At 39.3% G+C, this 14,987-nt stretch carries 18 protein-coding genes and 2 pseudogenes; 7 read left to right on the top strand and 13 right to left on the bottom strand.

Going from position 1 to position 14,987, the window contains the following annotated elements:
• Positions 1-351 precede the first annotated feature (351 nt).
• Both CA730_RS02745 and crcB read right to left on the bottom strand, forming a co-directional pair.
• Complete coding sequence (locus tag CA730_RS02745; RefSeq protein WP_096663681.1) at positions 352-1,761, bottom strand: aromatic ring-hydroxylating dioxygenase subunit alpha; 1,410 nt, start codon at positions 1,759-1,761, stop codon at positions 352-354.
• A 29-nt stretch (positions 1,762-1,790) separates the two neighbouring features.
• On the bottom strand, positions 1,791-2,189 hold the full coding sequence (gene crcB / locus CA730_RS02750) for a fluoride efflux transporter CrcB (RefSeq protein ID WP_172891152.1): 399 nt from the start codon (positions 2,187-2,189) through the stop codon (positions 1,791-1,793).
• 271 nt (positions 2,190-2,460) lie between these two features.
• Here crcB and CA730_RS02755 point away from each other — a divergent pair, with 271 nt between their 5' ends.
• Together CA730_RS02755 and CA730_RS02760 are read left to right on the top strand one after the other, a co-directional pair.
• A complete protein-coding gene (locus CA730_RS02755; RefSeq protein WP_096663686.1) occupies positions 2,461-3,324 on the top strand; it encodes a zinc metalloprotease HtpX in 864 nt (287 codons plus the stop codon).
• Between the two features lie 119 nt (positions 3,325-3,443).
• On the top strand, positions 3,444-3,824 hold the full coding sequence (locus CA730_RS02760) for a hypothetical protein (RefSeq protein WP_096663689.1): 381 nt from the start codon (positions 3,444-3,446) through the stop codon (positions 3,822-3,824).
• 391 nt (positions 3,825-4,215) lie between these two features.
• Here the strand turns inward: CA730_RS02760 and cruF are convergent, their stop codons facing one another.
• Positions 4,216-5,124: a gamma-carotene 1'-hydroxylase CruF gene (cruF, locus tag CA730_RS02765; protein ID WP_096663692.1), complete on the bottom strand. Its 909-nt coding sequence runs from the start codon at positions 5,122-5,124 to the stop codon at positions 4,216-4,218.
• Between the two features lie 477 nt (positions 5,125-5,601).
• On the opposite strand from cruF, the gene CA730_RS02770 reads away from it, so the two are divergent.
• The gene (locus CA730_RS02770) at positions 5,602-6,027 is read left to right on the top strand and encodes a hypothetical protein (protein WP_096663695.1); all 426 of its coding nucleotides are present in this window, start codon (positions 5,602-5,604) and stop codon (positions 6,025-6,027) included.
• Positions 6,028-6,193: 166 nt separating this feature from the next.
• On the opposite strand, the gene rpmA is transcribed toward CA730_RS02770, so the two are convergent.
• Together rpmA and rplU are read right to left on the bottom strand one after the other, a co-directional pair.
• Positions 6,194-6,478: a 50S ribosomal protein L27 gene (gene rpmA, locus CA730_RS02775; protein ID WP_096663698.1), complete on the bottom strand. Its 285-nt coding sequence runs from the start codon at positions 6,476-6,478 to the stop codon at positions 6,194-6,196.
• Positions 6,479-6,615: 137 nt separating this feature from the next.
• Complete coding sequence (rplU, locus tag CA730_RS02780) at positions 6,616-7,023, bottom strand: 50S ribosomal protein L21 (protein WP_027403158.1); 408 nt, start codon at positions 7,021-7,023, stop codon at positions 6,616-6,618.
• A gap of 472 nt (positions 7,024-7,495) precedes the next feature.
• Between rplU and CA730_RS02785 the strand changes: the two are divergent.
• Positions 7,496-7,741 (top strand): annotated as a pseudogene (locus tag CA730_RS02785) (DNA polymerase beta superfamily protein); the annotation flags it as partial.
• Positions 7,742-8,103: 362 nt separating this feature from the next.
• On the top strand, positions 8,104-9,123 hold the full coding sequence (locus tag CA730_RS02790; protein WP_053537527.1) for a transposase: 1,020 nt from the start codon (positions 8,104-8,106) through the stop codon (positions 9,121-9,123).
• A gap of 51 nt (positions 9,124-9,174) precedes the next feature.
• On the opposite strand, the pseudogene CA730_RS02795 reads toward CA730_RS02790, so the two are convergent.
• The 8 genes and pseudogenes from CA730_RS02795 to CA730_RS24095 all read right to left on the bottom strand — a co-directional run.
• A pseudogene (locus CA730_RS02795) lies at positions 9,175-9,312 on the bottom strand (RNA polymerase sigma factor); the annotation flags it as partial.
• 82 nt (positions 9,313-9,394) lie between these two features.
• Positions 9,395-9,616 (bottom strand): hypothetical protein, encoded by a 222-nt coding sequence (locus tag CA730_RS24090; RefSeq protein ID WP_157749906.1) that lies wholly within the window; start codon positions 9,614-9,616, stop codon positions 9,395-9,397.
• A gap of 6 nt (positions 9,617-9,622) precedes the next feature.
• A complete protein-coding gene (locus CA730_RS02800; RefSeq protein ID WP_096663701.1) occupies positions 9,623-10,273 on the bottom strand; it encodes a heterocyst differentiation related protein in 651 nt (216 codons plus the stop codon).
• Between the two features lie 236 nt (positions 10,274-10,509).
• A complete protein-coding gene (trpA, locus tag CA730_RS02805) occupies positions 10,510-11,313 on the bottom strand; it encodes a tryptophan synthase subunit alpha (RefSeq protein WP_096663704.1) in 804 nt (267 codons plus the stop codon).
• A 73-nt stretch (positions 11,314-11,386) separates the two neighbouring features.
• The gene (locus tag CA730_RS02810; RefSeq protein WP_096663707.1) at positions 11,387-11,698 is read right to left on the bottom strand and encodes a DUF3007 family protein; all 312 of its coding nucleotides are present in this window, start codon (positions 11,696-11,698) and stop codon (positions 11,387-11,389) included.
• A gap of 26 nt (positions 11,699-11,724) precedes the next feature.
• Entirely contained in the window at positions 11,725-11,934 is a 210-nt protein-coding gene (gene ndhL, locus CA730_RS02815; RefSeq protein WP_096671237.1) for an NAD(P)H-quinone oxidoreductase subunit L, read from the bottom strand.
• Positions 11,935-12,634: 700 nt separating this feature from the next.
• Positions 12,635-12,913, bottom strand: a complete 279-nt coding sequence (locus tag CA730_RS02820; RefSeq protein WP_096663711.1) for a hypothetical protein — start codon at positions 12,911-12,913, stop codon at positions 12,635-12,637.
• Positions 12,879-13,109 carry a hypothetical protein gene (locus CA730_RS24095; protein ID WP_157749907.1) on the bottom strand — a complete coding sequence of 77 codons (231 nt, stop codon included), beginning with the start codon at positions 13,107-13,109 and terminating at the stop codon, positions 12,879-12,881. Before CA730_RS24095 ends, CA730_RS02820 begins: the two co-directional genes overlap by 35 nt.
• Positions 13,110-13,211: 102 nt before the next feature.
• Between CA730_RS24095 and CA730_RS02825 the strand changes: the two genes are divergently transcribed.
• Together CA730_RS02825 and rplY are read left to right on the top strand one after the other, a co-directional pair.
• A complete protein-coding gene (locus tag CA730_RS02825) occupies positions 13,212-14,540 on the top strand; it encodes an adenylosuccinate synthase (RefSeq protein WP_027403163.1) in 1,329 nt (442 codons plus the stop codon).
• A 106-nt stretch (positions 14,541-14,646) separates the two neighbouring features.
• Positions 14,647-14,946, top strand: a complete 300-nt coding sequence (gene rplY / locus CA730_RS02830) for a 50S ribosomal protein L25 (RefSeq protein ID WP_096663714.1) — start codon at positions 14,647-14,649, stop codon at positions 14,944-14,946.
• Positions 14,947-14,987 lie beyond the last annotated feature (41 nt).

Below are 14,987 nucleotides of genomic sequence, written 5' to 3' on the forward strand. Positions count from 1 at the left end.
TGTAAATCCTCAAATCCTGGATATCCTGATTCAGACAAAATTCAGATACCCGACTTCTTTGATCTAATCATCCTGTATCAAAATCAATTATCCTAGAAGTCGGGTATCTTTGAGATATAAGTAAAAATAATAATGTGAATAATACGAAATATTACTATATATGCGCGGACAGATTTCCACTCATAACATAAGTATAATGTAAGTTTTGCGTCTTGTCAAGTCTTAAAATGTAAAATACTCAGATTCCCCACTTCTTTATAGTTGAGTTTCGTTTCGCGCAATCTCTCTTAGAGATCCCGAAGGGTAGAGACAAAGGAGCAAAGGAGGAAGATGAGATTTCTCATCGCCAATTTATCTTTTTTTCTCCGGTAAATTGCGCGGGGGGATCATTCTCCCTTCATAAAACTCCCTTTCCAACTGACTTAATTTCCACCAAGCTGCACCCAATAAAAGAGGAATAAATGTTTCTGTCATCGCAAATAGAATTGATTTTGTTTCCACCAAAAATGCGAATAACGGACTACTAGCTAAAGTGAGAATTGTAAGAACACCACACCAAAATTTTAACTGTTGAATTTTCTTTAAAGCCTGACGACAACTAGCACATTTTTCTGTATGGGAATGATATCTTTCTAGCAGTAATTCTCTATTTAGTAAAAGTGGTGGTAAAGATTCTCCGGGAAATGTTTCCCCATGATATTGATTTACCCACTTACGTAACTCAGCCACAAAAGTATCTGCTTTTGTCGCCAGATAAAAGGCTTTATTAAAATTAGCACTACCACCTTTAGCAGCTAAATAACGTTCTTGATAATGGAGAAAAATTTGATCATCTTCTAAAACGCCATTTTGACCAATATGGACATACCAACGAGGGCGAATTTTAATAAAAAATCCTGGTAGTTTAGACTTGAACTTAAACGGGAAACGGGCAATTATCCGACATTCACCTTTGCGAATCGGCACAGCATAAACAACGGTTAAAATTCTGCCTTTTTCAGCATTAATATCATGCCACATTAAACCAGGAGCAATAAATGTTGTGGAAAGTTTTCCCGATTGTCCTGCTTTTAATCCTTGTTTCCAAATCCCTGCAAAACCATATTTTCCCGATTCAACTATTTCTAATTCTAAGGGTGCAGCATTGGCACGATTTCCCACTGTACGATGATGGGTAAAGGCAATATGGCTAGGATCAAGGATATTTTCTAATAATGTTAAAGCATCATAAGGAACATCTCGAAAAGTGTTCATAATTACCCATCCTTCCGGCGCTGCTTCTATGGGTTCAATTACAGGAACTTTCGTATTTATAGCATTTTCTGAATTACCAGCATAGACAAATAATAATCCTTGTCGTTCTGTTGTTGGTAAAGATGTTACACAAGACCTGGGAGAAGTTTCTGCTTTTGCACCTGCAACCTGTTGGGGAATTTTTTGACAACTTCCATCTCCAGCAAATGACCAACCATGATAAGGACATTCTAACAATCCATCTTCATTAATTCTGCCTTCCGAAAGAGGTGCAAGACGGTGAGGACATTGATCTATAAATACTTGCCAAGATGAGTTTTTATGATCCCACCAAATTACAATATCTTTACCTAAAAGAGTGAAATGTGTGGGTTTGGATTTGTCTAAATCTTGAAGATAGTGAACTGGATACCATGCTTCTGCTAATTCAAAAGCATCTGGGTTACTCCCTCCAGGTAATATTTCTGTTAAAGAATTCTCGTTGATAAAAGATTGTGTTTGCACCATTTTCTATACTAATTTATTTTCAATAACTTTTAATTGAACATTCTAGCAAAAACCATCCCTAATTGCACACTGATAATTCCTAAAATTGTACTACCTGAAAAATAACCAGCAGCAGCTAACCAATTACCACGTTGTAAAAAGCCAACTGTATCTAACCCAAAAGTAGAAAAAGTAGTATATGCGCCTAAAAATCCTGTAGCGACAATTAACTTAATTTCTGGAGAAATCATCGCTGTTTTTTCCATAGCTAAAGTTGCGAAAAACCCCATTGCTAAACAACCGCTAATATTAATAAAAAAAGTTCCATAGGGAAAACTGAAACCAAAGCGGTTCGTAAACCACAAAGTTAAATAATAGCGACTTAAAGCCCCAGCTATTGCCCCTAAACTAATAGCAATGGGAACACGAATTTCTGCCTGTTGTAACATTATCAATCTTTTATTTAATTAACCCATAGCAGTATGAACTTCAATATACATCATAGCCCCCTCCTCGCTTGCGGGGAGGGGGTTGGGGGTGGGGTTTTTGTATCTTACTTAAACGAGAACTGCTATAAAACGGAAAACCGTACTCTAACGACAGGTTTTCATCACTGTACCTCAAAGTTGAACTCGATACAATTAGGGAGTGGCTAAAAGGATGCTGTTGTCCAGACAAGGTTACAAAAATTAATACAGCATAAGTAGGAGAGTTATCAAGATGGGAAATCAACTGAAAACTGCTATTTTACTGGCTACTCTCAGTGGCTTGTTAATAGCAATTAGTTACTGGGTAATTGGTGGTACGGGGGGTTTAGTCATCGGAATTGGGTTAGCAGCAGCAACTAATCTATTCTCTTGGTATCAATCAGATAAGATTGCTTTAGCAGTATATAATGCCCAACCTGTCACCGCAGCAGAAGCACCAGGACTGTATCGTATTGTCCAAAAATTATCTACCCGTGCCAATATTCCTATGCCGGGAGTGTACATTGTTCCTAGTCCCACTGCCAATGCTTTTGCCACAGGACGAGATCCTGAACACGCGGCTGTGGCTGTCACCGCCGGGATTTTAGACATCCTCCCAGAGGATGAATTAGAAGGTGTAATTGCCCACGAACTTACCCACATTATCAATCGTGATACCTTAACTCAAGCGGTTGCGGCTACTGTGGCTGGGGCTGTTTCTTTCCTCGCGCAAATGCTCAGTTATAGTATGTGGTTTGGTGGCGGTTCACGAGATAATGAAAGAGGTGGAAATCCTTTGGGTGTATTAGCAACAGTCCTATTTGCCCCCATTGCTGCAACAATTATTCAGTTGGCAATTTCCCGCACAAGAGAGTTTTCTGCTGATGCTGGTGCAGCCAAATTAACAGGTAATCCTCGCGCCTTAGCTAGGGCTTTACAAAGGTTAGAATCTACAGCCAGACAAATGCCTTTAAATGCTAATCCAGCTTTTGAACCATTATTAATTATTCATCCTATTTCTGGGCAGTTTTTGGGAAATCTTTTCTCTAGTCACCCAGTAACTGAAGCCCGTGTAGAAGCTTTATTGCAATTAGAAGGGCAACTTATTAGTCGTTAATAATCTATCTTTGGTCATAAGTATATTGATAAATCCCCAATTAACTGATGACCAAATTATGATGACTACAGGTGCAATTTTCATCCACAAGTAAACTTTACCAACAGGATGTGGCAACCATGACTACTAACAATATTGAATCTATAGAAATCGTCGAAATTAGTCTGCAAACTAGCCAAAATGGTGAAACAGACGAAGTTAAGCAGGAAACTACAGCACTATTAGAAGCAATTAAAAAACGCGCCCAAGCTGAAGCTGAATCTGCCGGTACTATTACCCGTGAAACCTATTTGAATGCTGTACGTCAAGTCCGGGAAGCTATTGAAAGAGACAAACTCATTGAACGTGACCGTTTAGAATATTCTTGGGCAAGAATTCAAGAAGAATTAGAGAATAATTGGTACTTACTGTCTAAGGATGTCATAGATTTTGGCGAGAGATTCCAAAATGCTGCTAAGGCTGCTTGGGAAGCCTTCAATGCCCCTCGTAATCAAGATTAATAAGCGGTTGAGCTACAGTCAGCAAATCGTAAAGCCTGTAGGGGCGGGGTTTCCCCGCCCTCAATTGTATTGATCCTGAAGATAACTACTAAAATAACAATATCTAGGGATATAGCATAAATGTATCCCTTTTTTTTAATACTATATAGTGATTACTTAACAAATCTAAACCCTTAAAAATAAATATTTTCAGAGATATTCAAAATTTATAATCGGCAAAAATAAACATTGATAACATAAAAAATCAGGCACTTTTTTATGTTCTAGATAATTCTTCCTTCTTCGTTCTTCTTTCTAACTCCTAACTTCTGACTCCTGACACCTAACACCTGACGTAATTGGGGAAGAGGAAATTACAAAAATTGCTTTTCTTACTCCCTCTTCCCTATTCTTATTTGAAAGCAACTTTCACATTAGCAACAGCAACTTCCTTAGTCGCTGCTTCAATATTCACCGTTGCAGGTGCGTTAGAACCCTTAAACCACAGTATTACAGCAGGAGCCACACCTAAAGCCACACCTAGCAATACCGGGATAGGAAACCCAGCCGCCAAACTCATCACTGTCGCAAAACCGAAATTACCCAAATAAACTAATAAAGGGATATTCAATTGGTAATTGTCTAATTTAATCGGGCTTTTGCTCCATAACAAAGCCGCAACAGTCATAAATAACGACCCAGTACCCATCCACCCAGCGAAATTTTGGTAAGGCATTCCAAAGAAAGCCCCAGGTTGTTGCCAATACCAGAAGGGAAGAGAAGTTTGACTCATAGCTGGGTCAAGCACAAAATCCCAAGAAGTGAGCAGTAAAGCCCCCAAAACAATTGCTCCGACGTGACGGAACAAAGTGGGTTTTTTATCTACGTCTAAACCCGCCCGCGCCAACACATAAGAAACACATCCCACATAAAACCATGACAAGGGAATTGTAAAAGGCACTAACCCGGAAATTTTATAACCCAAACCACTCAAATAGCTGTAGTGACCAAAAGGAAAACCAGTGCTAGTTCCTAATAATTCACTAGTCAAAGAAATTAATACAGATGGTATTAAAAATCCTAAAGCACGTCCCAAACCTAAAGTTCGGTAAGCATAGAGTAACACTCCCAGCGCTCCTAAAATCATATATACCACACCGCCGCCCGCCATGCTCCACTGCATAACGCTTTGTCCAACTTCTGATAAGCTGACAATCATCTCAGCATTGGGAATAACAATCAGTATTCCCACCAGTCCAAATACCATAGAAACGATATGACCAATTAGGCATACGCGCTCGACGATAACAAGTTGTCTCATGATCAATCCTTAATGATATGCCAGATGGCTACTCAACTGCTAACAGTTTACAAATATTTATGAACATATTTAACTAAATGTTGATATTTATTCTCTCAAAATGGGAATCAAGAGTGAAATTCAACCTTTAGAAACCTTATAGGTTCAGTAAATCTGTGAAATAATGAATGCAACTGATATTGAAAATACCAGTATATAACGATTTGTAACTGAGTGGGGTACAGAACTTTTAAAATTATGGCAACCGCCAAGTTTATAAGAACTAGGGGGGAAATTTTCTTTTTCCGCCCTACTGACTTCTGACTGGGCGCAGTCAGTCCCTGCGCCCCTACCTCCTGACTTTTGCTATAAGTAGGTGAACAAAATAAAAATGAGGGATACTGCGTTTTGTAAAATGGCTGAAACTCAACCAGAACCTCGCATTAAGACAACTTTACATACCGTTACATACCTTTGAATTTTTCTGTTAACCTACTTATGTCAATTTTGAAAAAAATTCCTTGGTTTTCTCTAACACTTGTATTACTGAGTTACAGTACATTAGGCTGGGTGATATTTGAAGAAAAAGCCCCTTGGTATGTACGGCTGATAACTCTGCTAACTATCCTGCTGTCTCTAATTTCCGTCACCAACCCTTGGTTAAAGCTCTATGATTATTCTCATATTTTCTTCAAGTCAAACGCGAGGACTTTTTTGGTGGCTATCTTAGCAGCTTTCCTATTTTTTCTAATGATTGCCTGGTTTCGAGTATTTCTTGATACTTTACTTATTATCTGCGCCACCATTTTAGCTAAAATAGACTTTCAATCAGTTGGTTTAAAACCAGCGCTAGCTTTTGGCTATATATCTTTTTGCTCACTGCTGGGTTTAGGATTGGGCGCACTTATCAATTACTACATTTGAAATTAGTCAGCTGTCAGTTGTCATTAGTCATTAGTCATTAGTCATTAACTAATGGCTAGTGACTAATAAATAACTAGTACACTGCGGCGTAAGTGAACTAACCATTCTAAATAGTTACAAAGCCTATACTGTCTTCGTTTTGACTTTTGACTTCCGCTCTGCCGTACTAGTCGGCTACCGCTTCTACTGCTTCTACCGCCACTGGATAAACGCTAACTTTCTTCTGGCTTTTACCTCTTCTTTCAAATGTAACTACACCATCAACTAAAGCGAACAAAGTATCATCACTACCGATACCAACATTATTACCAGGATGAACCTTAGTACCACGTTGACGGATGAGAATATTACCTGCGCGTACAGTTTGTCCACCATAACGCTTTACACCTAGTCGTTGAGCATTAGAGTCACGACCGTTTCGCGTACTACCCGTTCCCTTCTTATGAGCCATGATTTCCTCTTTTGTATTTACTTTATTTATCCCAGCTGGTTATCTAGTTTAGGCTAGGAAAAAGATGATTAATAATTGGTAATTAAATTACTTTTGCTCACCTCTTGCCTATTCCTTAACTAGCAATTTAACCTTATTTATGATTCTTCTGCGGTTTCTTCCACGAAATCAGCATTAATAACGGGACTTTCAGCCATCGTTGGGGCTTCTTCGTAAGCTAATACTTCACCGTTAAGATTGATAGAATTAATCAGAAATCTGGTAATTTCCTGGCGATGTCCCCGTTTTTTGCGGGTTTTCTTTTTAGGTTTCATCTTATACACCAGGACTTTGCGACCTCTGAAATGTCGCATAATTGTCCCTTCCACTGTCGCACCTTCTACTAAAGGTTGTCCAATGGAAACTGCGCCTTCGTGATGTACAAGTAATACTGCGTTGATGGTAACTTTTTCATCTGGTTCAGCGGTTAGTAGTTCAATGTCGTAAAAGCGACCTGCTTCTACTTTCATTTGCTTACCGCCAGTTTCAATAATCGCGTAGGTCATTAAAATCGTCCTTGAGTGCCGTACAGGTAGCTGGCTATAATCTCCCGTAGAGACGCTATTTATAGCTTTTGCCAGCCTTTTAAGTATGTCTACCTGATCCGAGCAGGAATTAGACAGACAGTCTAGTATATTACTCGATTGATAGCTAATCAGTCAACCTTTTAGAAAATATAATTTTATTCTCTACTAATTTCCGAAAAGGTAATTCTTGAATTTGTAGTTAATCCTGACACAGATGGAAAAATTTTTAACTAATCTGAGCGACTTAATAGGGTTGCTCGGATTTTTTTGCATATTCACTTTCAGATTTTTCATCAATGACTGAAAATTCCCAGTCTTCAGAAAATTGTAGGTTGGGTAGTGAAGGCCAACAAAATCGGGAGAATCTTGCAAAAATTTGATAATTGTACTAATTACACATTACAATTTAGGTTAATGCTGAGAATAAAAGTCTAATTTTTATTAGATAAAAATGAAGAGAATTGAAGTTGAACAAAGAACTATCTTTGTGGGTTTAGCTGGTAGTCATGGTTATGGTTTAAATCGTCCTGAATCAGATTATGATTATCGGGGTGTATTTATTGTTCCTAAACGCTATTATTTATGTTTTGATAGTATTGAGCAAAAGGATTCGGGTTGGGATGAACCAGGGATATTTTTATTTTTGTTTGGTCAGGTCTTTTCAGTGATAAAGCATGAGCGATCGCTGCCAAATCTGGATTATTTGTTGATACCCCACCATCAATATGGGGAAGATATTGATCGTTATTAAAAGGGATTTTATAAGGAGGAAAAAATGTTGGTGCGTCTCGCGTAGTCTGTTTGGTAAATTATCAATAGCTTTACGAATGACAATCTTTTTCTCTTCAGTCTCTAAAGCACTTTCTGTCCTATCGTCCCAGAAAAGTAGTCCTTTTTCCTCTGGAATTCCTTCTATATTTTCAACCTTATTTGCGTCCCGACTGCGTTCTCGATGAATATCTATACAAAGGCAGAAGTGTTGAATGTTAGGAAAAGATTAAAAAAAAGTACCATAATTTGATACAATCTAAAAAAATATAGATAAAGAATTATCAAATTATGCGCTTAAAGAATTTCCCAGAAGTGGTCAAAACAATATTGAAACCATTGCCCAAAAAAGATTATCCAGTTCTGGACACATTTTCATTTGTATCAGTGTGGTTACAGTATGTCATGGATAAAAGTATAGTGAGTATGAGAGATTTATTTCAAAGACTAAATAATCAAGGGATAGATTTAAAAATATCAAATTTTTCCAAGGCAAGTAAAAAGAGAGATACTCAAGTATTTTTGGAGATAATAACTGAATTAAACAATCAACTGAGAAAGAAAAAAGGAAAGGAAGAAACCCAAGCATTATTTCCTATAGATTCAACAATTATTACATTAACAAGTAAATTATTATGGAGTCAAGGATATCATCAAGTAAAACTATTTTGTGGGTTAGATAGTTTGACATCAGAAGTTGGTGGAATGGTGATTCATTTTGGGCAAGGACATGACCATAAATATGGACAAGAAACAGTAGAAGCAATTCCGTCAAAAGGAGTAGGGATAATGGATAGAGGATTTGCATCCTCCGAAAGAATATCTGAATTAAAACAACAAAAAAATAAAGCTTTTGTCTTAAGAATTAAAAATAATGTCACTTTAGAAATGCTAGAAAATGGTAATTGTAAAGTTGGCAAAGATGAAAGAGAAGTGGAAATTAGAGTAGTAGCATTTTGTGATATAGAAACTAAGAGTGAATTTCGTTTAGCAACAAACTTATTAAATGAAGGAGAAGAGCAAGTTAGTAATCAAGAGATTATGGAAATTTACATACAAAGATGGCAAATTGAATTGTTATGGAAATTCTTAAAAATGCACCTCAAGTTAGACAGACTTATGACAAAGAATGAGAATGGAATTAGAATTCAGATAATGTGCTGTTTAATCGCTTATTTGATATTGCAACTAATAGAAATACCGCAAGAATTTGGCAAAACTTTATTAGATAAACTCCGTTATCTTCAGTCCTATATGTGTCAGGAAATAAGTTATGTTCATTGGTTTAGAAAACTTATTTGGATAAGATGAAAAATAGCACTTATAGGCTAAGTTTATTTCAATATGTAAAGTTTTATTACGCTATTCAACATTTCTGATACAAAGGTTACGAGTTAGTCGCGTCAACCAGGCCTTAATATTGACAATTTCCCCAGCATACTTTTTTACTTTCTCCCAGGCTTTAAGCATAGCCCGACTCAGTGCATCTTCTGCATCGGTATAATTTCCACAAGATTTAAAGTCTGATTAAGAAAATAATACCATTACGCAATCTGGCAGCAATAGATAATAATGGAAACAATTATTGCCAAAGGTGAATAATACCCACAAACCAATTCTCTGGATGGTGGGAAGAATCATGTTTAGTTGTAGATGGTTCGTAAAATGCTTGAATAGGCAAGAAGATGTTAATGCAGTTGGTTTTACCCTCACAAACACTAAAAAGTGGGGTTGAATACTTAACCCCACTAATTGGATTTTGATGTTTCGTTTTTACTTTCTCAGTGTCTGAACTATTCAGCACAATGGTTTAGTGCATTTCGTCGTATTCTGCCGTTTCGATCCTTCTAGATTCCATGCGAGAAGATGGTAAAAACTCAGCGCGACGCACAGGATTTAAAGATGGTGTTGATCCATTGTAGGGATGAATCACCTGAACAGTCCGAGTAGGACGCTGTTTTGGTGCAAATAAAGATAAGACACCAGCAACAACAACACCACCACCAATAGTCAAGGTAGCACCACCAACAGCCCAAAGCATAGGTGAAGACCACCAATTATTTTGTTCGGGTTGTTGTAAAGTGGCCATTTTTTGTTGATTAGCTTGTTGTGCTAATTGCCACTCCCGTTGCGTAAAACTTTGAGCTTGTACCTGGAATTGTTGATTTTGTAACTTGAGTTGTTCATTGTCGCTTTTCAACTTCTCTATTTGCATATTCATTTTCAGCTTTTCCATTTCTAGACGCTGATCAGAATTAGTAGTAGTTGGGGGCTGATTAGAATAGGCAGGTTGCCCGTAATTAGGAGGATACTGCATTACCTGGGGTGCCATGACTGTCCCTGGAATTTGGGGACTAACAGCAAAATTCGATTGTATTGGGGTGTTTGTTCCTTTTAGCAAAACTAAAGCCGCTAACCCTGCTACTGCGACTCCGCCAATAAATGCCATACTTTCGCTCATTGCTGTTACCCCTCGAATACTAATGAACAGTAACTCAGTTGTGACTGATGCACTCTCACACACATAATTTTTTGCCTACTTTGATAGTATATTAAGTTAAGAGTCAAGATAAACCAGTGTATCAGTTAGTTTTTTGTCTATCCTAAGATATGCTGTTATTATTTAAGACGATCGCCGTCCAATTGTCCACTAAAAAATAACAAAAAAATACACTGTTTGGCAATTGCTCTCTTTGGTTAAGAGGGATTTTTAATGGCTGTCTTGAGACTTTTGCAAAATTGAGCGATCGCATCTAATCCCTGTTCTGGTGTGCCTTCTGCCAGTCGCTTCACCATAGCACTACCGACAATTGCCGCATCCGCCCCCCATGCTTTCACCTGTCGCGCTTGCTCAGGCTCAGAAATTCCAAAACCCACCCCGATAGGTTTATCCGTAACATTACGAATTTGTTGCAGTAAATCACCAACCCGCGTTTGCATTTGGGTTCGCATTCCCGTGACACCAGTAACACTGACCAAATAGATAAATCCTTGAGATGCACGAGCGATCGCTTCAATTCTTTCAGGAGAACTCGTAGGAGCTACCAATAATGTTAAATCTATCCCCATCTCTGCCGCTGGTTTGATTAGCCCTGCTGACTCTTCCAATGGCAAATCCGGCACAACTAAACCTGCCACCCCAGCATCCTTAATTTGCCCCAAAAACTTATCAACGCCTCGATGTAAAATCGGATTGTAATAGGTAAATAAAATAATAGGCGATCGCAAACTCGGACTAATCCCCTTGAGCATCTCCAATACCTGCTCTAAAGTCGTTCCCCTCTCCAAAGCGCGAGTAGCCGCAGCCTGAATCACCGGACCATCAGCCAAAGGATCAGAATAGGGTACACCCAACTCAATAATATCCGCCCCAGAATGATCCAGAACCTGCAAAGCCTTAGCAGTAGTTTCTAAATCCGGATCACCAGCTGTAATAAAAGGAATCAACGCGCACTCTTGATTCCGTCTTAAATTTTCAAAGCAACGAGAAATAGCAGTCATTTCGCCTAGTCAGTAGTCAGTGGTCAGTAGTCAGTAGTTACAATCAACAACTGACAACTGAACAATCATAACTCTAAACCTGAGATTCTTTTTCCTCTTCCATCTTTGCTTGCAGTTTAGCTAACTCTTCAGGAGAGAGTTCATCAAGCCGCTTTTGCAAAAAAGCCGTTTCATAAGCTTCCCGTTGTTGATGGTAGGTCATTTTATTCCCTATCGCTCGGAAAATATAGGTGCATAACCAGCCAATTAAGCCAGCCATCAAGAAAACTTGACTCCAGATACCAGCATTCTGACTATCTAAACCCACTACTTGCAAACCCACATAAGCCAAGCCACCAGCTACAAAAACGCCCAATCCAATACCAATCGCGTCAATACGTCGCATGAGAATTATGACCTACCAATTTTAATTTAAGCAATTTTTCGAGGACGGGGGTTCAAATTCACAAACGGGGAGAGAACTAGCAACCCCGGAAAGAAAAAGAACACTAAAAAGTACATAAACACCCGTTCCACAGAACCACAGTTATACCATCTTAAACTCAAGTAGAAAAATACAGCAATGGGTATTACCAGCAAATAAGCGCCCGCCAAACTCAGATACAGTAGTGCTACAACCATATTTCTTACCGCAATTTGAACTATATTTGGTGCATTCACCTCTTAATGATATGCCGAATGGCTGGTTTGAGGAAATCGGTAATTCTGTTATTTTCCATATTCCTTAAAACCTATTGTCCAAAAATCGAAAATTGTGATATCATCGTCTTCAGCCATTAAGCGTGAACTAACTGGCTAGTTTAATATTTTGTTTCGGGGCTAAATGTCAAATATTAGCGTTAGCAAATAAAATTTTAAAATCTACTTGCCAAAAAAAAGCAATTAGTGGTATAACAGACAAGCGGGTGAATACTGCCTCAAAAACAGTAAATAACCTTACGGGAGTGTGGCGGAATGGTAGACGCTACGGACTTAAAGGAATTGAGCCTTGATAGAGAAATCTTTCAAGTGGCAGCTCTCAAACTCAGGGAAACCTAAATCTACTTATAGATATGGCAATCCTGAGCCAAGCCCAGAAAAATATTTGACTGGGAAGGTGCAGAGACTCGACGGGAGCTACCCTAACGTAAAGCCGAGGGTAAAGGGAGAGTCCAATTCTCAAAACTTATGATTGCTTTAGCACCTAAGTAGTAGTGAAAACTACAAGAGAATGAAAATCCGTTGACCGTAAAAGGTCGTGGGGGTTCGAGCCCCCCCACTCCCATCCAAAAACCAATCAAAAATGTTCTGAACCCCTGTTACAGAGATGGGATATCATTAATTAAACACCTAAACAAACTGCCATTACACCTATCAAAAATTGTAAAACAGTGCCAGTAAGCAAACTGCAAAATGAGAAAATTGCCACAGAATTAACTTGATTTAGGAAATAATTTGTCCGAGTTAATCTGAGAATCAGCGTCACTGAAAGCAATGATTCTAAAGTAGTCCCAGCACCTCCAAAAACAGCGAGGATCAGCGGTTTAATACCGATATAATTAGTAAGCGTTGCTCCTAAAATACACCTAACCAGCGCGATCGCCCCCACAACAGCAACCATCCAATTGCAAACCATGTGGCTGTCCAAACAGGAGTCCCGTAAGCAGAAACAGGCATTTTTTTAGCCCCAGCCAAGAAGTAATATAGTAACTCATGGCAATAACTAATACATCAAACCACCAGCGAGGATGTTGATAGTCAATACTGAGACGATTCAGCGTTCTGGATAAACTGAAAGCCATTTTTGGTTTCATCATTATTTGTACTCTTGAATAATTTTATGCCCAATTTCTTGACAAAAGATATGAGATCTGCTAATAATTGTAATTTGTGGAAACTTTACCCTTTAATATAATCTCTTGGCTAACGTCATTGTCATAGGTGCCCAGTGGGGCGACGAAGGAAAAGGTAAAATAACTGACTTACTCAGCCGCTCCGCAGACGTGGTGGTACGTTATCAAGGGGGAGTTAACGCTGGGCATACAATCGTAGTCCAAGGTCAGACGTTTAAGCTGCACTTAATCCCCTCTGGTATTTTGTATCCAAAAACCGAATGTATCATTGGCTGTGGCACAGTCATAGATCCACAGGTTTTGATTAAAGAACTCGAACAACTAGAACAACTAAATATTTCCACGGCTAATCTATTGATATCTCAGACGGCTCATGTCACCATGCCCTATCATCGCATGATTGATAAGGCATCTGAGGAAGTCCGGGGAAATCATAAAATCGGCACCACCGGTAGAGGCATTGGTCCCACCTACGCGGATAAATCGGAACGTACAGGCATCAGGATGTTAGACCTGATGGACACCGATGGTCTGCCTGAGCAGTTAGAACGGACGATAAACTATAAAAATACCATTTTAGAAAAGCTGTATAATCTACCGCCCTTGAATCCACAAGCAGTGATTGAGGAGTATTTAGGTTATGCAGAACGCTTGCGTCCTTTTGTCGTTGATACATCGTTGAAAATCTACGATGCAGTTTTACGACGACGAAATATTTTGTTTGAGGGCGCACAAGGGACATTACTTGACCTGGATCATGGAACTTATCCCTACGTCACCTCCTCTAACCCAGTCGCTGGCGGGGCTTGCGTTGGTAGTGGATTAGGTCCGACAATGATAGATCGGGTAATTGGTGTATCCAAAGCCTATACTACAAGAGTGGGAGAAGGTCCATTCCCCACAGAACTAAATGGCGAAATTGGGGACTTACTAGGCGATCGCGGTGCAGAATTTGGCACAACTACAGGGCGCAAACGTCGCTGTGGTTGGTTTGATGCGGTTATAGGGCGTTATGCAGTCCGTATTAACGGCATGGATTGCATGGCACTTACCAAACTAGATGTTCTCGATGAATTAGAGGAAATCAATGTTTGTGTGGCTTATGAAATTGATGGTGAACGCTGCGAAGACTTCCCCACCAGCGCTCGTCAGTTCGCGCGTTGTCGTCCCATCTACAAAACTGTACCAGGGTGGCAAGTTTCAACAAGTCACTGTCGTACCCTGGAAGAGTTACCACAAAAAGCACTGGACTATCTGAAATTCTTAGCAGAATTAATGAAAGTGCCGATCGCAATTGTTTCCTTGGGAGCAAGTCGTGATCAAACTATCATTGTCGAAGACCCGATTCACGGTCCCAAACGCGCCCTGTTACAACCCAACGGTACACCTGTTTAGTCATTGGTCAGTGGTCAGTGGTCATTGGTCAGTAGCAAAATAACAGACAACGGACAACGGACAACGAATAACTAACAATTAACAACTTAACAACTTAACAACTTATATGGCGATCGCACTCGAATCTAAAACCCGTCCCGAAGGTAGCAAACCCAGAGCTTTGCGCCGTTCAGGCTTAATTCCCGCCAACTTGTATGGTCACAAAGGAATTGAATCAATTGCTCTAGTTCTTGACGCTAAAGTTGTAGAACGCCTGCTCAAGCAAGTTACCCCCAACAAAACCGAAATAGAACTCAGCATTCCTGAATTAGAGTGGACTGGTACAACCGTAATCCGTGAACTTCAGATTCACCCCGCCAAAGGCACACCTTATCACCTCAGTTTTTTTGCCGGAGCTAAAGGCTAAAATTCAGGTAATAATAACGAAGAGAACCAGGGTTAGCCCTG

Source organism: Dolichospermum compactum NIES-806 (assembly GCF_002368115.1).
Taxonomy (GTDB): Bacteria; Cyanobacteriota; Cyanobacteriia; order Cyanobacteriales; family Nostocaceae; genus Dolichospermum; species Dolichospermum compactum.